Here is a 21,013-nt window from a genome sequence, read left to right as displayed (position 1 = left end):
CATGAAGGACTTCATCGCCGGTCTCCCCAAGTGCGAGCTGCACCTGCACATCGAGGGCACGCTGGAGCCGGAGCTCAAGTTCGACCTGGCCCGGCGCAACGGCATCGCGCTGCCCTACACGTCGGTCGAGGAGATGCGGGCCGCCTACTCCTTCGACGACCTCCCCTCCTTCCTCACGGTCTACTACGAGGGCATGCAGGTGCTGCGCACCGAGCCCGACTTCTACGACCTGGCCATGGCCTACCTGCGCAAGGCCGCCGAGCAGAACGTGCGCTACGCCGAGATCTTCTTCGACCCGCAGGCGCACACCTCGCGCGGGGTGCCGTTCGACGTGGTGATCCGCGGGCTGCGGCGGGCGCTGATCGACGCCGACCGGCAGCTCGGCGTGCGGGCCCAGCTCATCATGTGCTTCCTGCGCGACTTCCAGGCCGAGTACGCGATGGCGACGCTGCTGGAGTCGCTGCCGTACAAGGAGTGGATCGTCGGCATCGGCCTGGACTCCGACGAGAAGGGCAACCCGCCGGCCAAGTTCGCCGCCGTGTACGAGCGGGCCCGCCAGGAGGGCTACCTGCTGACCATGCACTGCGACGTCGACCAGGACAACTCGATCGAGCACATCCGGCAGGCGATCGAGGAGATCGGCGTCGACCGGATCGACCACGGCGTCAACATCCTGGAGGACCAGCGGCTGGTGGACCTGGTGCTGGCCCGCGGCATCGGCTTGACCTGCTGCCCGATCTCCAACGGGTACGTCACCGACTCCATGAAGGCCGAGGGCATCCGCAAGCTCATGGAGCTCGGCGTCCGGGTGACGATCAACTCCGACGACCCGGCGTACTTCAACGGGTACGTGGGCGAGAACCTGGTGGCGCTGCAGGAGGAGCTGCAGCTCACCCGCGAGGAGCTGGCCCGGCTGGAGCGCAACGCGTTCGAGATCACCTGGCTGCCGCGGCACCTGAAGGACGCCTACCTGGCCGAGGTCGACGCCTACCTCGCCTGAGCAGTCCCGGGAAAACCTCCGGCGGGGGCCGCTTAGAACCCCGCTGGAGGGGCAGGCTGTCTGGTCGCAGGCGTGAGCCGCAGCCGAGCGCGAGGGATTTGTTGAACAGGACCGCTGTTCCGGCCGGAATCGACGAGTTCGAACGGGCACTGACGCGGAGTGTCGTCGTCGCCGCCCGTGCGATGCCCGACTCTCCGCTGGTCAGCGTGACGTTGTGCACCGAACGCGGCATCCGGTCGGCGGCGTGGGCGCACGCCCGTGCCAGGGTGCTCGACGGCATGCAGTCGGCGGCCGGGCGGGGGCCGAGCTTCGACGCGATCGAGGCCGGGCGCCCGGTCACGGCGGCCGGTCTGGCGGCCGGCGACGCCCGCTGGGGGTCCTTCTGCCCGCAGCCGCACGGGATACTCAGCCTGCACGCCGAGCCGCTGACCACCCAGGGGCGGCTGCTGGGCACGCTCAACCTCTACTCGGCGGGCACGGCCGGCTTCGCCGCGCGGACGCACGTCGCGGCGCAGGTGAGCGCCGCCTCGATCGGCGTGCTGTTCGACGTGGCGATCGGCGCGGCCCGTACGCGGGAGGTGGCGGCGCAGCTGAAGGAGGCGCTCGGCACCCGGCCGGTCATCGACCAGGCGATCGGGATCGTCATGGCGCAGCGCCGCTGCACCGCGCATCAGGCGTTCGAGATCCTGCGCAACGTCTCCCAGGACCGCAACCTCAAGGTGCATCACGTCGCGGCGACGATCGTCCGGTCGGTGAGCGGCGGCCCGCCGCAGCGGCCGCGGTTCGAGGATCCGCCGCCCGGCGACCAGGGGCATTCGACATAATCGCCCCATGCCCTCCTTCCTCGCCCACGACGGGACCGAGCTGGCCTACCACGTCCACGGGACGGGCGAGCCGCTGGTGTGCGTGCCAGGCGGCCCGGGCCGCGCCTCCGTCTACCTGGGCGACCTCGGCGGCCTGCCCCGGCGGCTGATCCGGCTGGACGGCCGCGGCACCGGCGACTCGGCGATCCCGGCCGACACCGGGACGTACCGGTGGGACCGGCTGGCCGCGGACGTCGAGGCCCTGCGGCAGCACCTGGGGCTGGACCGCATGGACCTGCTGGCCCACTCGGCGGGCGCGAACGTGGCCGTCCGGTACGCCGGGCTGCATCCGGCCCGCCTGAGGTCGTTGTGCCTGGTCGCGCCCTCGCCGGTCGCCGTGGGCTTCGCGCCGACGGAGGAGGACTGGCGGGCCGGTCTGGAGCTGCGCGCGCACGAGCCGTGGTACGCCGCCGCCCTGGCGGAGTTCCTGGCGGACGAGGGCGTGCAGCGCCACCGGTTCTTCTACGGCCCCTGGACCGAACGCGCCGCGGCCCATTCCGCCCGGGCCGAGGAGGAGTGCGGCGAGGCCGCCGCGGACGGCTTCTACGCGCCGTCCCCGGTGACGCCCGAGGAGGTCAGGGCCGGGCTGGCCACGCTGGACGCGCCCGCGCTGCTGCTGACCGGCGACCTGGACGTCCACCCCTGCCGCCTGCACGCGCGGCCCTTCGCCGCCCTGTTCCGCGACGCCACGCTGGTGACGCTGCCCGGCGCCGGGCACTTCCCGTGGGTGGACGACCCCGCCGCGTTCGTCTCGGCGGTGTCCGGATTCCTGGACGCGGCGGCCGGACGAGACGGCCTGACGCACAGGGCATGATGGGGGTGGACGCCGGGACAGGAAGGACTCACCACGTGCGGCAGGAACTCGCGGTCACCAACGGGCAGGCCGCCGGGGTGCGCGGCGCGCTGGCGGGCAACCTGCGGCGCACGCGGCTGGCCCGGGGGTTCAGCGTCCGCGAGCTGGCCGAGCTGACCGGGGTGAGCAAGGCGCTGATCTCGCAGATCGAGCGCGGCGTCGCCAACCCCACGATCGAGGTGCTGACCCGGCTGGCGGGGGCGCTGGAGCTCACCTTCGCCGAGCTGACCCGTACCCAGCTCGCCGAGCCCGAGGTGCTGCGCAGGAGCGAGGGCCTGCCGGTGGCGGTGGGCGACACGACCGTGCGCGGCCTGTTCGCCGCGGCCGACCGGCGGCGGTTCGAGCTGGCCGAGGGCGAGCTGCCGCCGCTGACGCGCAGCGCCAGGAGCGCCCACGGGCACGGGTCCCTGGAGCACGCCTACGTGGTGTCCGGCGAGGTGACGGTCGAGAGCGACACGTGGTCGGTGCGGCTGGGCGAGGGCGACGCGGTGCGGTTCGGGGCCGAGGTCGACCACGTCTACTCCACCGGCGAGCGCGGCTGCCGGATGCTCACGCTGATCTCCTACGACTAGCCGGGCCAGCGGCTGCTTCCGTCGGGCACGCTGGCCAGCAGCTCGCGGGTGTAGGGGTGGGCGGGGGCGTCCAGCACCCGGTCCACGTCGCCGGTCTCGACGCATTCGCCGGCCCGCAGCACGTACAGGCGGTCGGCGAGCTGGCGGACGACGGCCAGGTCGTGGGTGATGAACAGCAGGCCCATGCCCAGGCGTTCCTTGAGCCCGGCGAGCAGGGTGAGCACCTGCGCCTGCACGGAGACGTCGAGGGCGGAGACGGGTTCGTCGCAGACCAGCAGGCGGGGCTCGCCGGCCACGGCCCGCGCGATGGCCACGCGCTGGCGCTCGCCGCCCGACAGGCCGGCTGGGCGCTTGCGGGCGAGTGCCGGGTCGAGGCCCACCAGGCGCAGCAGCGCGCCGACGTCCGTGGGGCGTCCCTCGGCGGCGAGCGCCTCCTTGAGTGTCGCACCGACGGTACGCGCCGGGTTGAGCGTCGAGTACGGGTCCTGGAAGATCATCTGTGCCGTCCGGCGGGCCTGGCGCACCGCCTGGCGGGACAGGCGGGTGTGGTCGGAGCAGTCGAGCCCGTCGAGGGTGACGACGCCCGCGTCGGGCCGTTCCAGGCCGGTGACGCAGCGGGCCAGCGTGGTCTTGCCCGACCCCGACTCGCCGACGACGGCCACGACCTCGCCCGGCGCCACGGTCAGGTCCACACCGGCCAGGGCCGGCCGCGACGCGCCCGCGTACGTCTTGCGCAGGCCCGTCACCGCCAGCAGCGGCGCGGCGGCGGTGCGCGGCGGCGACGGCACGCCCGGCGGGGGCGGCGGCGCCTCGGGCAGCGCGGCGGCCCGTACGCAGGCCGACAGGCGAACCTCCGCGCCCGGCACCGGAACCAGGGCCGGGACGCCCGCCCGGCACTCCTCCCCCGCGTGCGCGCACCGGTCGGCGAACCCGCAGCGCCCGGCCACCGCGTCGTGGGCCGGCACCGAGCCCGGCACGGACGGGATGACCGGCAGCCGCCGGTCGGCGGGCGGCTCGGCGGCCAGCAGCGCCCGCGTGTACGGATGCCGCTGCTCCCTACGCAGCTCGGCGGCGCGCCCGACCTCCATGACCCGGCCCGCGTACATGACCACGACCCGGTCGCACATCGAGAACGCCAGCCGCAGGTCGTGGGTGATGAGCAGGAACGTCATGTCCCGTTCGCGCTGGATGCGACGGATGAGGGCGAGGACCTCGCGCTGCGTGGTGGCGTCGAGCGCGGTGGTCGGCTCGTCGGCCAGCAGGATCCGCGGCGCGGCGGCCAGCGCGCAGGCCAGGCCCACCCGCTGGCGCATGCCGCCGGAGAGCTGGAACGGGTAGCGGCCCGCCACCTCGCCCGGCAGGCCCACCTCGGCCAGCAGCCGCGGCACCTCGGTCTTCGGGTCGGCGCCGTCTGGCAGGCCGTCGGCGATCTGCTTGCCGGCCCTGCGCAGGGGGTTGAGCAGCGTGAACGGGTCCTGCATGAGCAGCGAGACCGTGCCGCCGCGCTGCCGCCGCCTGGCCCTGGGGTCGTCGTCGACCCGCCGCCCGTCGATCTCGACCAGGCCGGTGGACTCCAGCCCGGCGGGCAGCAGCCCGAGCAGCGCGCGGACGGTCAGCGACTTGCCCGAGCCGGACTCGCCCACGATCGCCACCGACTCGCCGGCGGCGACCTCGAAGGACACCTGCGACAGCAGCGTACGGCCGGTGTCCGGCTGCCGTACGGTCAGGTCGGCCACCCGCAGCATGGTCACCGGGCCCTCCGCTCGAAACGTTCGTGCAGCCAGTCGCCCACCAGGTTGAGCGCGGCGGCGGTGACGATCACGGCCAGGCCGGGCGCGATGACCGCCCACGGATTGGCCAGCAGCTGGGTGCGGTTGTCGGCCAGCGTACGCCCCCAGTCGGGCGATCCGGCCGGCACGCCCAGGCCGAGGAACGACAACGACGACAGGGAGACCAGGGCGAAGGCGAAGTTCAGGAACGCCGAGGCCAGGCTCACCGGGACGATGTTCGGCCAGATGTGCCGGGTCATGATCCGCCAGGACGACAGGTTCTTGAGCAGGGCCGCCTCGACGTAGGGCCGGTGCCGCTGCTCCAGGACCGCGCCGCGCACCACGCGGGTGTCGGTGGGCGCGAACAGCACCACCAGCACGGCGACGGCCAGGCCGTAACCGCCGCCCAGCACGCCCGCCACGACGATCGCGACCAGCAGCGCGGGCAGCGAGAACATCAGGTCGGCCCAGCGCATGACCAGGGTGTCCGTCCAGCCGCCGAAGTACCCGGCGGCCAGGCCGAGCAGGTTGCCGATCAGCATGGAGCCGGCGGCCACGGCGAACGCCCCCGGCACGGCGGTGCGGGCCCCCGCGACGAGCAGGCTCAGCACGTCGCGGCCCAGGTCGTCGGTGCCGAGCGGGTGGCCGGGGCCGGGCATGGAGATGCCGGTCATCAGGTCCTGCGCGGTGGCGCCGGTGACCAGCCAGGGCGCGAACGCGGCGGCGGCCACGACGACCGCGAGCACGGCCAGCGCCAGCGGCACGGCGATCGGGAACCGGCGGATCACGGCACGCCCGCGCGTACGGGCCGGCGCGGTCACGACGGGCCCCCGCCGAGCCGCACGCGCGGGTCGGCCACCGAGTAGGCGACGTCCACCAGCAGGTTGACGGCGGCGATCAGGAGGGTGAGCAGCAGCGCGAGCGCCTGCACCACCGGCACGTCCTTGAAGGTGACCGAGTCGACCAGCAGCGACCCGAGCCCCGGCAGCGCGAACGTGACCTCCACCAGCACGGTCCCGGCGAGCATGCCGGTGACGACGAGCCCGGCCGCGGTCAGGACCGGCACCAGCGAGTTGCGCATGGCGTAGCCGAGCACGACGGGCGCGCTCAGGCCGCGGGCGCGGGCGAAGACCACGTAGTCCTGGTCGAGCTCGCGGACGAGCGCGGCCCTGCTGAAGCGCAGCAGCATCCCGGCCGCCCCGGCCGCCAGCGCGACGGCGGGCAGCGTCAGGTGCCACAGCTCGCTCGCGAACCCCTCCCCCGTGCCGTAGACGGGGAACCAGCCGAGCCCCAGCGCGAACACCACGAGCAGCAGCAGGCCGACCGCGAACGGCGGCGCGCTGAGCCCCACCACCCCGGCGGTCACCACCAGGCGGTCGCTCGCCCGGCCCTTGCGCAGCGCGCCCAGCACGCCGAGCGGCAGGCCCGCCAGCGCGGCCAGCAGCGTGCCGTAGCCGGTCAGGACGAGCGTGCGCGGCAGGCGTTCGCCGAGCATCGCGGCGACCGGCTGGCCGGTCCTGATGGAGGTGCCGAGGTCGCCGCCGAGCACCCCGCCGAGCCAGCGCAGGTACTGGACGGCGACGGGGTCGTCGAGGTGGTAGCGGATGCGCAGGGCGGCGATCGTGTCGGCGGTGGCCGGACGGGTGCCGAGCAGGGTCTGCTGGATGTCGCCCGGGGCCAGGTAGAGCAGGCCGAACACGCCGGCCGACAGCAGCAGCACGACGGCCGCGGTGCCCGCGGACCTGCGCAGCAGGAACCCGGCCCAGCCCATCACAACACCCCGCCCCCGGTCAGCCAGCCGATCACGCGCTCCGCCGCGTCCCTGCGGTGGGCGGGCTCGACCAGCTCGTGACCCTCCCGAGGGTAGAGGACCAGCTGAGTGCTCACGCCCGCCGCCGACCAGGCACGATAGAGCTGTTCCGCCTGGCCGGGAGGGGTGGTGCGGTCGCGCTCGCCGTGCAGGATCAGGGTCGGGGTGGCGGCCTCGGCGGCCTTGGCGGCGTGGTGCACGGGTGAGCGGGCGGCCAGGCGTTCGCGTCCCTCGCTGGTGGCCGGGTCGGCGCCGGCGTGGTAGAGCGGGTCGAAGCCGCCCGCGAGGTTGCTGGCGGTGGAGAAGCTCAGCCAGTCGCTCACGCCGGACATGACGACGGCGGCGCGGAAGCGGTCGGTGCGGGTGACGGCCCAGGCGGTCAGGTAGCCGCCGTAGCTCAGGCCCATGACCGCGGTCCGGCCGGGGTCCGCGACGCCGGTGGCGACGAGGTGGTCCACGCCGGCCAGCACGTCGTCCAGGTCCGCCGCGCCGACCTGGCCGATGACCGCGCGGGCGTAGTCCTGGCCGCGGCCGCTGCTGCCCCTGGGGTTCGGCAGCAGGACGGCGGCGCCGGCGTGCGCGAGCGGCAGGGCGAGCTGGTTGGACTCGGCGGGCGCGAACGAGCTGGACCACAACCAGGTGGGCCCGCCGTGCACCATGACGACCAGCGGCCTGGGTCCCTCTCCGGCGCCGGGGGTGGTGAGCAGCAGGCCGCTGACCGGCAGGCCGTCGCGGCCCGTCCAGGTGATCTCCTCCTGGCGTGCCGCCAGCGCGGCCAGCCCGGCGTTGAGCGCGGTGACCGGACGCCAGTCGCCCTCCCTGAGGACGGCCACGGCGACCTCGGGCGGCTGCCCGGGGCTCTCCCAGCAGGCCGCGGCCACCGTGCCGGCGCGGTCCACGGACAGCGAGGGCTGGCCGTCGCGGCCACCCAGCGTCCCCCGCGCCGTCCAGCGGCTCAGGACGCGGCCGTCGGCGGCGCTGAGCACCCCGCCGTGCACGCCGGTGCCCGACCAGCCGGTGAACCACAGGGTGTCGTCGTCCAGCCAGCCGAGGTCGGTGACGTCGTCCAGGTCGCCCAGGTAGGCGACCTCCCCCGTGACCAGGTCGGCCCGCAGGACGCGGCCCGAGACGATCGACAGCCCCTCGACCACCACGGCGATCCGGCCGCCCGGGGCCAGCCGGGGCCGGGCGAGCTGCCAGGACGTGCGGTGCAACGTGCGCACCTCGCCGTCCTCGACCAGGTCGAGCCGGGGCCGGTAGTACCCGGCGGGCGTCTCGTCCGGCGAGGTCACGGCCAGGGCGCGGCCTGCGCGCCAGTCGGCGTCCCACACGGTCAGGCCGGGCAGCGCGAGCTCGCGCGGCCGGTCGTCGCCGATCTCGAACCAGGCCAGGCGGCGCAGCCGGCCGCCCGGCGTCAGGACGAAGGGGTCGGACGGGTCGTGCACGCGCAGGCCCAGGTGGCTGCCGTCGCGCTCGCTGCCGGGGTCGGCCAGCCGGACCAGGACGGTGCCGTCCGCGCCGGGGATCAGGTCCTCGATCTCGCCGTCCACGCGGGCCCGCCAGCCGTCGACGGCCAGCTCGGACGGCGACGGCGTGCGCAGCAGCCGCCCGTCGGGCAGCCACCGGACCGGGCCGTGGCAGTCGCCCGCGGCCTCCATGGCGCCGTCGAGCCCGACGACGTACGCGACGCCGTCGATCACGCAGGCGACGCGGTCGCCGCCGGGGTGCAGCGACACCGACTCGGGATAGCGCATCCCGGCCAGCGCCTGATGCACGTCGATGGGGTCGCGCGTCCCGTCCGTCCGGTTCGCGTAGGTGAGGTCGGTCGGGTCGATGGGGCGGGTGGGGCCGGTCGGGTCGGTGGGGTCGGTCATCAGCGTGCGGCCACCTTCGTCGCCCACGGGCCGACGAAGAAGTAGGGCCCGAAGCCCTCGGCGGCGACCGCCCTGCCGAACGCGGTGGCCGCCTCGCCCCACCACAGCGGCTGGTACGGCACGTCCGCCGCCGCCCTGACCAGCGCCTGGCCGAGCAGCTTGCCCCGGGCGGCGTCGTCGGTGCCCGCCTTGGCCCGGTCCAGCAGGCCGGTCACCTCGGCGTTGTCGTACTCGGCGATGTTGGTGCCGTTCTCGCCGGTGGCGCCGCCGTGCAGGAGCTGCTGGACGTACTCGGCGGGGTCGCCGGTGGTGGCGAAGTACCAGCCGAGGTAGACGCCGGAGCCGTGCTTGCCGAGGTCGGCGATCCACTGTTCGAGCGGCACCTCCTTGACCTCCAGCGTGATGCCGATGGTCTTGAGGTTCTCGGCCAGGGTGAGCGCCGCCCGCCCGAGCTGCGGGCCGCTGCTCGGGTACGTGAGCGTGTCGGCGAACCCCTGCGGCGTGGCCGACTTCGCCAGCTCGGCCTTGGCCTGGGCCAGGTCGAAGCCGTACTGGGGGATGGCCGCGTACAGCGCGGTGACCTCGGCCTCGGCCAGCACGCCGCCCCACTGGGCCGGGTCCGGGATGACGGTGGCGACCTTGCCGTGGCCGCGCAGCACGCTCCTGACGATGCCCTCCCGGTCCACGGCGTGGGCGACGGCCCGGCGCACGTGCACGTCGTCCCAGGGCTTCTTGGCCGTGTTGAAGGCCAGCGTGACCAGCGAACGGTCGGCGGCGGTCAGCACCTGCGCGCCGGGCACGGCCTTCCACTGGTCGATCTGCTCGGCCGGCACGTTGAGCGCGACGTCCACGTTGTCGCCGCGCATGGCCAGCAGCCGCGTGGACTCCTCGGGGATGAAGTCGATCCTGATCTGCCGGAAGGCCGGCTCGCCGCCCCGGTAGGCGTCGTTGCGCTCCAGCGTGACGTGCGAGTCGGGGGCGAACTCGGCCACCTTGTACGGCCCCGTCCCCAGCAGCTTGCCCTCCGGCGTGCCGATGCGCTCGCCGGTGGCCTCGATGAACTTCGCGCTGGTCACCAGCAGCGTGCCGGGCGTGGGCACCCACGCGAACGCCGCGTCGGGGCTCTTGAGCCTGATCGTCACCTCGGCGTCGCCGGTGGCCTCGATCGTGTCCACGTTGGCGTAGGCGTAGGCGAAGGCGGTGGTCGAGCCCTTCTTGGCGTGCAGGTTCAGGCTGGCGACCACGTCGGCGGCGGTGAGCGGGCTGCCGTCGGAGAACGTCACGCCGGGGCGCAGCTTGTAGACGTAGGTGGTGGCGTCCTTCCTGGCCCAGGACTCGGCCAGGGACGGCTGGAGGCTGCCGTCCGGGCCGACGCCGACCAGGGACTCCTGCACGAGGAGGGCGACGACGTAGTTCATGATGCCCGCCTCCTTGGCCGCGTCCAGCGACCCGATGGAGGAGGGCAGCGCGACGCGCAGGACGTCGAGGCTCTTCTTGGCGGCCGTCCCGGCCTCCTGCTCGGCCGGCCCGCACGCCGACAGCAGGCCGGGCAGCACGGCGAGCGCCCCCGCGAAGGCGGCGGACCGCAGGACAGAACGCCGGGAGACAGGCAGATCGGTCACCGGGGGACCCTACTTTCACACGACCGGCCAACCCGCCTAGCTGCAGTGTCTACCGGTAAACTCCATTTGGCACACGAGAGTATTCGGCGCCTGCGCCACCAGTCAAACCCACCTATCGAATCGGAAATACATGATCACCGTGTACAGCGCTCCCTGGTGCGGTCACTGCCACCGGCTGAAGACGCAGCTCTCCCGCGCCGGCATCCCGTACACCGAGATCGACGTGGACGAGACCCCCGGCGCCGTCGACCTCATCGCCGAGCTCAACGGCGGCTCCTGGCTCATCCCCACGGTCGTCTTCCCGGACGGCTCTGCCCTGGTCAACCCCGGCGTGGAGGAGGTGCGGGCGCGGCTCGGCGCCTCCTGAGGGCCGGCGTTCTCAGCGCATCCTGAGGGCCGGCGTTCTCAGCGCATCCTGAGGGCCAGCATGAAGTCGACCCGCTCGTCCCAGGAGTTGAGCGACCTGCCGGTCAGCTCCTCGATCCGGCGCATCCGGTAGCGCAGCGTGTTGACGTGCACGTGCAGGCGCTCGGCCGTGGCCGCCCACGAGCCCGACTCCTCCAGGTACGCCTGCAACGTCTCCAGCAGGTCCGTCTGGTTGGCCGCGTCGTACGACTCCAGCCGCCCCAGCAGCCGCGACCGGAACGCCCGCCGCAGCTCCCCCGGGATGGCGGCCAGCAGCGTGCGGTGGGAGCTGACGTCGTCGCCGGTGATCACGCTGACCCGGTCGCCGCTCAGGCCGGCCAGCGTGAGCGCGTGCCTGGCCTCCTCGATCAGGCTGCTCAGCGCCGCCGGGCCGGTCGTCACGCTGCTCACCCCGAGCGTGATGCGGCCCTGACCGAGCCCCGCCTCCAGGGTGCGCGCGCCCCTGAGCACGTGGGCCGTCAGCTCGTCGGCCGTGTTGCCCGCCAGCGGGACGAGCGCGACCGCCTCGGCGGGGCCGGTGGCCGTGACGATGCCGGGCGCCAGCGGCCGCAGCAGCTCGTCCAGGACGGGCACGGCGACCTCGCCGCCGCCGCCGTCGAGCCGCGCCGACAGGGCGACGGCCAGCAGGCCGTGCTCGGTCTCCACGTGCAGCGTGTGCAGCCGCGACACCACGCCGGGCAGCGCCGCGTCGCCCGACTCCAGCAGCGTCAGGAGCTGGTCGAGCACCCGCCGCTCGATGCGCTGCGCCGCCTCCAGCCGCGAGCGCTCCAGCGCCACCAGCGCGGCCAGCTCGACGACCAGGTCCTCGTTCTCGCCCTGCACCTGCTCGCCCGCGTACGCCAGGAACCAGTTGGCGATGCGGTGCGGCGCCCCCTTGCTGACCGGGAACACCGACAGCGTCGTGCCGTCCTCCTGCGTCACCATCCCCGGCAGGAACCGCGCGGTCAGGAACGTGTGCGCCAGCCGCAGCCGGGCCGTGGCGTCCAGCGGCTGGGAGCCGACGACCACCCGGCCCGTTGGCGAGAGCACCCAGCAGGGCACGTCCAGCTCGCCCGCCACCGCCGTGACGAGCTTGGTGAGGCTGCCGCCGTCGACCAGGGTGCTGGCCAGCCGCCTGCGGGCGGCGTACGCGGGCCGCGGCGGCGTGCCCAGCTCGGCGATCAGCGCCCGCAGGACGTGCTCGGTGAGCTGGCTGAACGGCACGTCCACCGGCAGGGTGAGCAGCGGCAGCCCGGCCTCGGCGCAGGCGTCGATCAGGTCGGCCGGCGGCACCTTGAGCGCGGTGCCGGCGACCAGCGCCGCCACGTCCCCGAGCTTGGCGACGAAGTCGCGCGAGGAGGCCGGGCCGGTGTGCCAGGTCAGCTCGGTGAGCACCAGCTCGCCCGCCTTGACGAACATGGCCGGGTCGGGCAGGTCGGTCGTGGTGACGCCGCGTACGCGCCGGTCGAGCAGGTCGTGCCCGGTCAGCACCTTCAGGGCCAGCTGACCGGCCTGGAGAAGGTCCCTCAACCGCATGGCCAGCCTTCCCGGCGCCAGGCCGCGTCCCAGAACATCCACTCGTAGCGGGCCGTGGTGAGCGCGCGGTCGAGCAGCCGCAGCCGCTCCTCGCCGGCCGGCGCCAGCCCGTCGAGCAGGTCGAGCACCCCGGCCACGGTCTCCTGGTAGCCCTCGCCGCCGTAGGTGTCGATCCACCAGGCGTACAGCGGGTCGGGCGAGGACCGGCCGAGCAGGGTCTCGCCGACCCGGGCGTAGATCCAGTAGCAGGGCACGATCGCGCCCAGCGCCTCCGGGAACGTGCCCAGCGAGCACGTACGCACCAGGTACGAGGTGTATCCGACCGTCGTGGGCCCGGCGGGCGTCTTGCGCGCGTCGGCCTCGTCCAGCCCGAACGCGGCCAGCAGCTCCACCACCAGGCTGTGCTCCACCTCGACGGTCATGGCGGCGTCGCGGGCGAACCGCTGCACGCCGGACGGCTCCGGCGAACGCGCCGCGCACGCCGCCAGCGCCCTGGCGTAGTCGGGCAGGAAGTGCGCCTCCTGCACCACGTAGTGGCGGAACGCCTCCCGCGGCAGGGAGCCGTCGGTCAGCCCCGACAGGAACGGGTGGGCCAGGATCTGGTCGTACACACCGCCGACTACCTGCCACAACTCATCACGAAACCGGCTCACCCGCCCAGGCTATCGGCGCATCACGACCCGCGGCGCCACCTCGATGCCCAGCTCGCGCTCGTGTTCCACCAGCGCACGCAGCTCCGGGCCCCACTCGGCCTCGGGCAGCACCGCGAAGCCGTGCCGCTCGTACCAGGGGGCGTTCCAGGGCACGTCGCGGAACGTCGTCAGCGTGACCGCCGGGGCCCCGACCGCCCGCGCGTGGTCGGCCACCGCCTCGATCAGCCGCCCGCCGATGCCCTGCCGCATGTGGTCGGGATGCACCGCGAGCTGGTCGAGATGCAGGTTGCCGTCGACCCGGCCGATCATCGCGAACCCCACCGGCGGGTCGCCCTCGACCAGCACCGAGGCCGCGTCCGTGACCTCCTCGACCATGGTCGTGCCCGGCGGGAAGACTATGCCGACCTGCTCGAACAGCTTGTCGGCGGCCAGTTCCACGGAGATCAGCCCGGCCAGCTCGTCCGGGTCGGCCCATCGCACCATGACGACACGGTCTCATGTTTCGGGTGGACCACGCCGCTGGTATTAGTGTTGATGATCGTAGGCCCGGCTGTGCGGAGCCGGGACCCTCTCCTCACGACGTGCCCATGACCCCGGTCACACGCGGTCATGGGCACGTCGTGCAGCGGTCACAGGTCGAGCAGGGGCTCCAGGCCCACGGTGAGGCCGGGCAGCTCGCGCACCCGGCGCACGCCCAGCAGCACGCCAGGCGTGAACGCCGACCTGCTCATCGTGTCGTGCCGGATGGTGAGGATCTCGCCGTCGCCGCCGAGCAGCACCTCCTGGTGGGCGATCAGCCCGGACAGGCGCACCGCGTGCACGTGCACCCCGCCCACGTCGGCGCCGCGGGCGCCGTCGAGGGCGGTGCTGGTGGCGTCGGGCATCCCGCCGAGCCCGGCCTTGCCGCGCGCCTCGGCCACCAGCTCAGCGGTACGCCGGGCGGTGCCCGAGGGGGCGTCGGCCTTGTTCGGGTGGTGCAGCTCGATGATCTCGACGGACTCGAAGTGGCGGGCCGCCTGCTGCGCGAAGTGCATCATGAGCACGGCCGCGATGCCGAAGTTGGGAGCGATCAGGCAGTTGACGCCCGGCGAGCGCTCCAGCCACCCCCGCACGGTCTCCAGCCGGCCGGCGTCGAACCCCGTGGTGCCCACCACCGGGTGCACGCCGTGGGCGATGGCCCATTCCAGGTTGCCCATGACCACGTCGGGATGGGTGAAGTCGACCACCACCTCGGCGCCTTCGAGCCCCTCGACGGGATCGTCCTTGTCGAGCGCGGCCACCAGCTCCAGGTCGTCCGCCGCCTCGACCGCCCTGCACACCTCGACGCCCACGCGACCACGCGCGCCCAGCACACCAACCCTGATCACGCCCCAACCCTATTACGCCCGCCACCCCCTCCCAAGCACCCCCCGAACCGAGAAGGGGGAGAGCGGAACCCCGCTCTCCCCCTCGAAAACAGCCCCGGCCAGGGCGAACCCCGTCAGGCGATGGCCTCCGAGAAGTCCTTGTCCCCGTACGGCCCGATGACGGCCAGTGTGAGCGGCCGGTTCAGGACGTCACGGGCGACCTCCCCGATCTCGTCGGGGGTGACCGCCTCGATCCGGGCCAGCACCTCGTCGACCGACATCAGCTCGTCGTAGACCAGCTCGTTCTTCCCGATCCGCGACATGCGCGACCCGGTGTCCTCCAGCCCCAGCACGAGCCCGCCGCGCATCTGCCCCTTGCCGCGCATGATCTCGTCGGCGGTGATCCCCTCGGCCACCACCCGGGACACCTCGTCCCGGCAGATCTTGAGCACGTCGTCGATCTTCGAGGGCAGGCAGCCCACGTAGATCCCGAACTGCCCGGTGTCGGCGTAGGCCGAGGTGTAGCTGTAGGCCGAGTAGGCCAGCCCGCGCTTCTCCCTGATCTCCTGGAAGAGCCGGGAGGACATGCCGCCGCCCAGCGCGGCGTTGAGCACGCCGAGCGCGAACCTGCGGTCGTCGGTGCGGGACATGCCGGTCGTGCCGAGCACCAGGTTGGCCTGCTCGGTCGGCCGGTCCAGCACCCTGACCCCGGAACGGGTCTCGGCGCCCGGACCGCTGGTGCGCGGCGGGGCGAACTCGTAGGGGCCCTCCAGCGCGCCCGCCCGCTCGTACGCGCGGGCGACCAGCTCGACGACCTCCTCGTGCCGCACGTTGCCCGCCACCGACACCACCGTGGTACGCGGCCGGTAGTACCGGTGGTAGTACTCGGCGATGCGCTCACGGCCCAGGGCGTTGATCGAGTCGACCGTGCCCAGGATGGGCCGGCCGATCGGCGAGTCACCGTAGAGAGCCGCGGCGAACTGCTCGTGCACCACGTCGGACGGGTCGTCGTCGTGCATGGCGATCTCTTCCAGGATCACCCCGCGCTCGGACTCGACGTCCTCGTCGGTGATCAGCGAGCTGGTCACCACGTCGGCGAGCACGTCGACCGCCACGGGCAGGTCCTCGTCGAGGACCCGCGCGTAGTAGCAGGTGTACTCCTTGGCGGTGAAGGCGTTGATCTCGCCGCCGATGCCCTCGATGGAGGCCGAGATCTCCATCGCGTCCCGCGTGGGCGTGCCCTTGAACAGCAGGTGTTCGAGGAAGTGGGTGGCCCCCATGTGCTCGGGGGCCTCGTCACGCGAGCCGATGCCGACCCACATGCCGACCGCGACGCTACGCACGGTCGGCATGGTCTCGGTCACCACACGGAGCCCGCCCGGCAGGACGGTGCGCCTGACGACCCCGGCTCCGTCCTTGCCGGGGTGCAGCGTGGTGGTCATCACGAGGCCTCCTGCTTCGGGGGTGCCGAGAACTGTGGTTGCGCGGTCACGAGTTGCGGTCGTCGCCCTCGTTGGGGCGGCTGGTGCGCACGCGGGTCCGGGTGCGGCGCGGCCGCTCCGGCTTGTCCTCGGCGGCGGCGGAGTCGGCCTCGGGCGCGGGAGCCTCGCCGTCCTCGGCGCCGGCCGCGGCCTTGGCCTCCTTCTCGGCGGCCTCCTTCTCGATGACCTCGACGGGCACGAGGGAGAGCTTGCCCCGGCCGTCGATCTCGGCGATCTCGACCTGGATCTTCTCGCCGACGCCCATGACGTCCTCGACGTTCTCGATGCGCTTGCCGCCGTGCAGCTTGCGGATCTGGGAGACGTGCAGCAGGCCGTCCTTGCCGGGCATGAGCGAGATGAACGCGCCGAAGGCCGCGATCTTGACGACCGTGCCCAGGTAACGCTCGCCGACCTCGGGCATGTGCGGGTTCGCGATGCCGTTGATCGCCGAACGGGCCGCCTCGGCGGAGGGCCCGTCGGTGGCGCCGATGTAGATCGTGCCGTCGTCCTCGATGGTGATCTCGGCGCCCGTGTCGTCCTGGATCTGGTTGATCATCTTGCCCTTCGGGCCGATGACCTCGCCGATCTTGTCGACCGGGACCTTGATCGTGATGATGCGCGGCGCGGTCGGGTTCATCTCCGCCGGGGAGTCGATCGCCTCCTGCATCACGTCGAGGATCGCCAGGCGGGCGCCCTTGGCCTGCTTCAGCGCGGCGGCCAGCACGGAGGCGGGGATGCCGTCGAGCTTGGTGTCGAGCTGCAGGGCGGTGATGACGTCCTTGGTGCCGGCGACCTTGAAGTCCATGTCGCCCATGGCGTCCTCGGCGCCGAGGATGTCCGTCAGCGTGACGTAGCTGCCGCCCTCGCTGATCAGGCCCATCGCGATGCCGGCGACCATCTCCCTGAGCGGCACACCGGCGTCCAGCAGCGCCATCGTGGACGCGCAGACCGAGCCCATCGAGGTGGAGCCGTTGGAGCCGAGGGCCTCGGAGACCTGGCGGATGGCGTACGGGAACTCCTCGCGCGAGGGCAGCACCGGGATGAGCGCCCGCTCGGCCAGCGCGCCGTGACCGATCTCGCGGCGCTTGGGCGAGCCCACGCGGCCCGTCTCACCGGTGGAGTACGGCGGGAAGTTGTAGTTGTGCATGTAGCGCTTGGTCCGCTCGGGGTTGAGCGTGTCGATGTTCTGCTCCATGCGCAGCATGTTCAGCGTGGTGATGCCCAGGATCTGGGTCTCGCCGCGCTCGAACAGGGCCGAGCCGTGCACCCGGGGCACCACGTGGACCTCGGCCGACAGGGCGCGGATGTCCTTGGTGCCGCGGCCGTCGATGCGGACGCCCTCCTTGACGACCCGCTCGCGCATGAGCTTCTTCATCACCGAGCGGAACGCGGCGGAGATCTCCTTCTCGCGCCCCTCGAACTCGGGCAGCAGCCGCTCGGCGGCCAGCGCCTTGACCTTGTCGAGCTCGGTCTCGCGCTCCTGCTTGCCGGCGATGGTCAGCGCGGCGGCCAGCTCGGTCTTGATCGCGGCCTCGACCGCGTTGTAGACGTCGTCCTGGTAGTCGAGGAAGACCGGGTACTCGGCGGTCTCCTTGGCGGCGACCTGCGCGATGCGGGACTGCGCCTCGCACAGCACCTTGATGAACGGCTTGGCGGCCTCAAGACCCTGCGCGACGGTCTCCTCGGTCGGCGCGACCGCGCCGTCGGCGACCAGCTTGAGCGTGTCCTTGGTGGACTCGGCCTCGACCATCATGATCGCGACGTCGCCGTCGTCGAGCAGGCGGCCCGCCACGACCATGTCGAACGTGGCCCGCTCCAGCTCGGGGTGCGTCGGGAAGGCCACCCACTGGCCCTCGATCAGCGCGACCCGCACGCCGCCGATCGGGCCGGAGAACGGCAGCCCGGCGAGCTGCGTGGACAGCGAGGCGGCGTTGATGGCGACCACGTCGTAGAGGTGGTCGGGGTTGAGCGCCATGACCGTGGCGACGACCTGGATCTCGTTGCGCAGGCCCTTGACGAACGACGGGCGCAGCGGCCGGTCGATCAGGCGGCAGGTCAGGATCGCGTCCTCGGACGGACGGCCCTCACGGCGGAAGAACGAGCCGGGGATGCGGCCCGCGGCGTACATGCGCTCTTCGACGTCGACCGTGAGGGGGAAGAAGTCGAAGTTCTCCTTGGGAGCCTTGGACGCGGTGGTGGCCGAGAGCACCATCGTGTCGTTGTCGAGATAGGCGACGGCGGAACCCGCCGCCTGGCGCGCGAGACGACCGGTCTCGAACCGGACCGTGCGCGTGCCGAAAGAGCCGTTGTCAATGACGGCTTCAGCGGTGTGGACACCCTCCACGGGGGACCTCCTTGTGGTCGGTCACCCGCGCCCTCTTTTCTCACCGGCACCCTCGTGCCTATGAAAGGACCCGCTCGTCAGACCGCCGCCCATCCGTCGTGCCCGGTGGCACGGTGGCGGAGATCCATCAGCGTGTCTCCCCATAGAAGGTGCAGCGCCGGTCTTCGATCGAAGCGCCCGGTCATTCTTACCGGAAGCCACTACCGAGGACCGGCCCGCAGGCGTCGCGGGTCGCATGGTGCTGAATCGGACGCGGGGGCTGTGTGTCTCGGATATTCAGTTGTACGCCGACGGCGCGGCGCTCGTGTGTGCTCCTACCCACATGGGCGGAGCCATATGAGAAGGGAGCGGCGCCGCGCGCCGCTCCCTTTCATGTTATCGGCGCAGACCGAGTCGCTCGATGAGCGAACGGTAACGCTGGATGTCGACCTTCTGCAGGTACTTCAGCAGACGACGCCGGCGACCGACGAGCAGAAGCAGGCCACGACGGCTGTGGTGGTCGTGCTTGTGCGTCTTCAGGTGCTCGGTGAGCTCGCTGATGCGCTTGCTGAGCAGCGCGATCTGCACCTCGGGCGAACCGGTGTCGCCTTCGGCCGTCGCGTACTCACTGATGATGGTCTTCTTGGCAGCGGTGTCGAGGGACACGGCTCTCCTTCGATCTACGGACACGCGCGAATGAGATGAGAGTGCGAACGACCGTGCGTGCCTACAGTCGCCGCGTGAAGGCCGTCATGGGCAGCGCAGCAGCGCCACCGTCACAGAGCCGACATGCAAGGTTACCATCGGAGTCAAGCGTTCCGCGCCCACAAGGGCCTCGCACCTGATGTCACGACGTGATGCGGCGGGCGGCGTCGACGTCGGCGTGGATCTGGTCGATCAGCGCCTCGATCGACTCGAAGCGGGTGTTGCCCCGCAGCCGGGCGGCGAACTCCACCGCCACGTGCACCCCGTAGAGCTCCAGGTCGTCGCGGTCGAGCGCGTACGCCTCCACGGTACGCGGCACGCCCTCGAACGTCGGGTTCGTGCCCACCGAGATCGCCGCCGGCCACCGCTCGCCCTCGTACGGCGCGGGCAGGTTGGCCACCGGGACGCACTCCAGCCACCCCGCGTAGACCCCGTCGGCCGGGATGGCCGTCTGCTGCGGCGTCTCGACGTTGGCGGTCGGGAAGCCGAGCTGCCGCCCCCGCTGGTAGCCGCGCACCACCACGCCCTCCACCCGATGCGGACGGCCCAGCTCGGCGGCGGCCCCCTCGACGTCACCGGCGACGATCCGCTCGCGCGCGGAGGTCGAGGAGACGCCGTCGAGCAGGGGCACCACCTCGACCTCGAAGTCGTACTTGTCGCCCAGCGTGCGCAGCGTCTCGACGTCGCCGACGGCGTGGTGCCCGAACGTGAAGTCCGCCCCGACCACGACCACCGCCGCCCCGAGGCGTTCACCCAGCACGCCCTGGGCGAAGTCGTCGGGGCTCGTCCTGGACAGGTCGAGGGTGAACTCCACCACCTCGACGTCGTCGATGCCCAGCTCGGCCAGCAGCTCGGCGCGCCGCTTGAGCGTGGTCAGCCGCGCCCGCCGGGTGCCCGGCCGCACCACCTCGTCGGGATGCGGCTCGAACGTGACCGCCACGCTGCGCGCCCCTCGCTCGCGGGCCAGCTCGACCGTCCGCTCGATCACCTTGCGATGCCCGCGATGGACCCCGTCGTACACGCCGATGGTCACCACAGACCCTCTCGAACCCCGCACGCTAGGCCCCATTCGTTCGTGGCAGATCAATCCGACACAAGCCTGCCATGCACCTCCCGCTCACCTCCAATCGAGGGGCGGAGCGCGGTATTCCCGCAAGTAGGATGAGCCATCATGCCTCGATACGCGCTCCTGATCCTGCCCGCCTTCAACCGGGTCTACGGCGAGAGCTCCCCACGTCTGACCAGGGGCGAGCTGGCCGTCTTCAGCGACCACGCCATCGAGAACACCGTGCTGGACAGCGCGGAGACCACCATCGGCGGCGTCCCGTACATCACGTTCGAGACCGCCGAGCCGCTGTCGGAGCCCGACGTCGCGCTGCTGTCCAACCTGTCCTCCGTCTACGCGGTCTTCGGCGTCGAGGGCGACCTGCTGCGCCCGCTGGCCATGCGCCCCCTCGACCGGCTGAGCAGCGACCTGCTGACCATCCAGAAATACGCCGGCAAGACCAACGAGCACTTCACCAAGCTGCTGCTCAACGTCACCGTGCTCGCCTCCGACCGGCCCATGTCCGGGAAGTTGTCGGTGTTCGACCCGATGTGCGGCCGCGGCACCACCCTCAACCAGGCCCTCATGTACGGCTACGACGCCTACGGCCTCGACGTCGACGGCAAGGACTTCGAGGCGTACACGACGTTCATCAAGACCTGGCTGCGCAACAAGCGGCTCAAGCACACCGCCGAGACCGTGCCGGTGCGGCGGGCGCGGGCGCTGGTGGGGCGGCGGCTCAACGTCACGTTCGGGGTGTCGAAGGAGGCCGTCAAGGCGGGCGACGTGCAGCAGCTCGCCGTGGTCAACGCCGACACGCTCAAGAGCCGCGAGTTCTTCAAGCCCCGCACGTTCGACGTCGTCGTGACCGACGCCCCCTACGGCGTCCAGCACGGCAGCAAGGGCGGCGGCGGCCTGTCCCGCAGCCCGCTGGAGCTGCTCAGGCAGGCCGTGCCGGTCTGGGCCGAGCTGCTGCGCCCCGGCGGCGCGATGGGCATCTCCTGGAACACCTACGGCGGCAAGAGCGCCGAGCTGGCCGCGATCCTCACCGGCGCGGGCCTGGAGGTCATGGACTACCCCGACTTCGAGCACTGGGTCGACCAGGCGATCGTCCGCGACATCCTGGTCGCCCGCAAACCCGCCTGACAAGCGACGG

The 21,013-nt window shown here is 72.5% G+C and carries 19 protein-coding genes; 6 read left to right on the top strand and 13 right to left on the bottom strand.

From position 1 onward, the window contains the following. Position 1: 1 nt before the first annotated feature. The 4 genes from AB0J71_RS17905 to AB0J71_RS17890 all read left to right on the top strand — a co-directional run bounded on the left by AB0J71_RS17905 (position 2) and on the right by AB0J71_RS17890 (position 3,288). The gene (locus AB0J71_RS17905) at positions 2–1,000 is read left to right on the top strand and encodes an adenosine deaminase (protein WP_352365297.1); all 999 of its coding nucleotides are present in this window, start codon (positions 2–4) and stop codon (positions 998–1,000) included. 98 nt (positions 1,001–1,098) lie between these two features. Next, the gene (locus AB0J71_RS17900; protein ID WP_364415021.1) at positions 1,099–1,824 is read left to right on the top strand and encodes a GAF and ANTAR domain-containing protein; all 726 of its coding nucleotides are present in this window, start codon (positions 1,099–1,101) and stop codon (positions 1,822–1,824) included. A gap of 7 nt (positions 1,825–1,831) precedes the next feature. Further along, positions 1,832–2,677, top strand: coding sequence for an alpha/beta hydrolase (locus AB0J71_RS17895; protein ID WP_364415019.1), 846 nt, complete (start codon positions 1,832–1,834; stop codon positions 2,675–2,677). Positions 2,678–2,712: 35 nt separating this feature from the next. After that, entirely contained in the window at positions 2,713–3,288 is a 576-nt protein-coding gene (locus AB0J71_RS17890; protein ID WP_364415017.1) for an XRE family transcriptional regulator, read from the top strand. On the opposite strand, the gene AB0J71_RS17885 is transcribed toward AB0J71_RS17890, so the two are convergent. From AB0J71_RS17885 to AB0J71_RS17865, 5 genes are read right to left on the bottom strand one after another with little or no spacing between them, the layout of a single operon-like run. Further along, entirely contained in the window at positions 3,285–5,033 is a 1,749-nt protein-coding gene (locus AB0J71_RS17885) for an ABC transporter ATP-binding protein (protein ID WP_352320825.1), read from the bottom strand. The two genes, AB0J71_RS17890 and AB0J71_RS17885, sit on opposite strands and share 4 nt — an antisense overlap. Before the next feature lie 2 nt (positions 5,034–5,035). After that, on the bottom strand, positions 5,036–5,878 hold the full coding sequence (locus tag AB0J71_RS17880; protein WP_364415015.1) for an ABC transporter permease: 843 nt from the start codon (positions 5,876–5,878) through the stop codon (positions 5,036–5,038). After that, entirely contained in the window at positions 5,875–6,828 is a 954-nt protein-coding gene (locus AB0J71_RS17875) for an ABC transporter permease (RefSeq protein WP_364415013.1), read from the bottom strand. Before AB0J71_RS17875 ends, AB0J71_RS17880 begins: the two co-directional genes overlap by 4 nt. Beyond that, the gene (locus AB0J71_RS17870) at positions 6,828–8,768 is read right to left on the bottom strand and encodes a prolyl oligopeptidase family serine peptidase (protein ID WP_364415011.1); all 1,941 of its coding nucleotides are present in this window, start codon (positions 8,766–8,768) and stop codon (positions 6,828–6,830) included. The genes AB0J71_RS17875 and AB0J71_RS17870 overlap by 1 nt, the downstream gene beginning before the upstream one ends. Then, a complete protein-coding gene (locus tag AB0J71_RS17865; RefSeq protein WP_364415009.1) occupies positions 8,741–10,363 on the bottom strand; it encodes an ABC transporter substrate-binding protein in 1,623 nt (540 codons plus the stop codon). The genes AB0J71_RS17870 and AB0J71_RS17865 overlap by 28 nt, the downstream gene beginning before the upstream one ends. Positions 10,364–10,493: 130 nt before the next feature. Here AB0J71_RS17865 and AB0J71_RS17860 point away from each other — a divergent pair, with 130 nt between their 5' ends. Further along, positions 10,494–10,730, top strand: coding sequence for a glutaredoxin domain-containing protein (locus tag AB0J71_RS17860; protein ID WP_352320746.1), 237 nt, complete (start codon positions 10,494–10,496; stop codon positions 10,728–10,730). 38 nt (positions 10,731–10,768) lie between these two features. On the opposite strand, the gene AB0J71_RS17855 is transcribed toward AB0J71_RS17860, so the two are convergent. The 8 genes from AB0J71_RS17855 to AB0J71_RS17820 all read right to left on the bottom strand — a co-directional run bounded on the left by AB0J71_RS17855 (position 10,769) and on the right by AB0J71_RS17820 (position 19,881). After that, positions 10,769–12,304: a helix-turn-helix domain-containing protein gene (locus AB0J71_RS17855; protein ID WP_364415007.1), complete on the bottom strand. Its 1,536-nt coding sequence runs from the start codon at positions 12,302–12,304 to the stop codon at positions 10,769–10,771. Continuing rightward, positions 12,295–12,957 carry a TenA family protein gene (locus AB0J71_RS17850; RefSeq protein ID WP_352320742.1) on the bottom strand — a complete coding sequence of 221 codons (663 nt, stop codon included), beginning with the start codon at positions 12,955–12,957 and terminating at the stop codon, positions 12,295–12,297. The genes AB0J71_RS17855 and AB0J71_RS17850 overlap by 10 nt, the downstream gene beginning before the upstream one ends. A 9-nt stretch (positions 12,958–12,966) precedes the next feature. Then, complete coding sequence (locus AB0J71_RS17845) at positions 12,967–13,440, bottom strand: GNAT family N-acetyltransferase (protein ID WP_364415005.1); 474 nt, start codon at positions 13,438–13,440, stop codon at positions 12,967–12,969. A gap of 146 nt (positions 13,441–13,586) precedes the next feature. Then, the gene (gene dapB / locus AB0J71_RS17840) at positions 13,587–14,324 is read right to left on the bottom strand and encodes a 4-hydroxy-tetrahydrodipicolinate reductase (RefSeq protein ID WP_352320740.1); all 738 of its coding nucleotides are present in this window, start codon (positions 14,322–14,324) and stop codon (positions 13,587–13,589) included. A gap of 113 nt (positions 14,325–14,437) precedes the next feature. Beyond that, positions 14,438–15,745, bottom strand: coding sequence for a pitrilysin family protein (locus AB0J71_RS17835; RefSeq protein WP_352320738.1), 1,308 nt, complete (start codon positions 15,743–15,745; stop codon positions 14,438–14,440). Positions 15,746–15,791: 46 nt separating this feature from the next. Further along, positions 15,792–18,128, bottom strand: a complete 2,337-nt coding sequence (locus tag AB0J71_RS17830) for a polyribonucleotide nucleotidyltransferase (RefSeq protein ID WP_352320736.1) — start codon at positions 18,126–18,128, stop codon at positions 15,792–15,794. A gap of 375 nt (positions 18,129–18,503) precedes the next feature. Beyond that, complete coding sequence (rpsO, locus tag AB0J71_RS17825) at positions 18,504–18,773, bottom strand: 30S ribosomal protein S15 (protein ID WP_090945762.1); 270 nt, start codon at positions 18,771–18,773, stop codon at positions 18,504–18,506. A gap of 181 nt (positions 18,774–18,954) precedes the next feature. Continuing rightward, on the bottom strand, positions 18,955–19,881 hold the full coding sequence (locus AB0J71_RS17820) for a bifunctional riboflavin kinase/FAD synthetase (RefSeq protein WP_352320734.1): 927 nt from the start codon (positions 19,879–19,881) through the stop codon (positions 18,955–18,957). Between the two features lie 102 nt (positions 19,882–19,983). Between AB0J71_RS17820 and AB0J71_RS17815 the strand changes: the two genes are divergently transcribed. Beyond that, a complete protein-coding gene (locus AB0J71_RS17815) occupies positions 19,984–21,003 on the top strand; it encodes an SAM-dependent methyltransferase (RefSeq protein ID WP_364415003.1) in 1,020 nt (339 codons plus the stop codon). Positions 21,004–21,013 lie beyond the last annotated feature (10 nt).

This window comes from Nonomuraea sp. NPDC049637 (assembly GCF_040675235.1).
Taxonomy (GTDB): domain Bacteria; phylum Actinomycetota; class Actinomycetes; order Streptosporangiales; family Streptosporangiaceae; genus Nonomuraea.
This window is presented reverse-complemented; position numbering and strand designations above follow the sequence as displayed.

Coding starts and splice junctions, on each gene's coding strand:
- AB0J71_RS17885 (WP_352320825.1), bottom strand. CDS start 5,033: ATGCTGCGGGTGGCCGACCTGACCGTACGGCAGCCGGACACCGGCCGT.
- AB0J71_RS17875 (WP_364415013.1), bottom strand. CDS start 6,828: ATGGGCTGGGCCGGGTTCCTGCTGCGCAGGTCCGCGGGCACCGCGGCC.
- AB0J71_RS17855 (WP_364415007.1), bottom strand. CDS start 12,304: ATGCGGTTGAGGGACCTTCTCCAGGCCGGTCAGCTGGCCCTGAAGGTG.
- AB0J71_RS17820 (WP_352320734.1), bottom strand. CDS start 19,881: ATGGGGCCTAGCGTGCGGGGTTCGAGAGGGTCTGTGGTGACCATCGGC.
- AB0J71_RS17905 (WP_352365297.1), top strand. CDS start 2: ATGAAGGACTTCATCGCCGGTCTCCCCAAGTGCGAGCTGCACCTGCAC.
- AB0J71_RS17815 (WP_364415003.1), top strand. CDS start 19,984: ATGCCTCGATACGCGCTCCTGATCCTGCCCGCCTTCAACCGGGTCTAC.
- AB0J71_RS17860 (WP_352320746.1), top strand. CDS start 10,494: ATGATCACCGTGTACAGCGCTCCCTGGTGCGGTCACTGCCACCGGCTG.
- AB0J71_RS17835 (WP_352320738.1), bottom strand. CDS start 15,745: ATGACCACCACGCTGCACCCCGGCAAGGACGGAGCCGGGGTCGTCAGG.
- AB0J71_RS17845 (WP_364415005.1), bottom strand. CDS start 13,440: ATGGTGCGATGGGCCGACCCGGACGAGCTGGCCGGGCTGATCTCCGTG.
- AB0J71_RS17895 (WP_364415019.1), top strand. CDS start 1,832: ATGCCCTCCTTCCTCGCCCACGACGGGACCGAGCTGGCCTACCACGTC.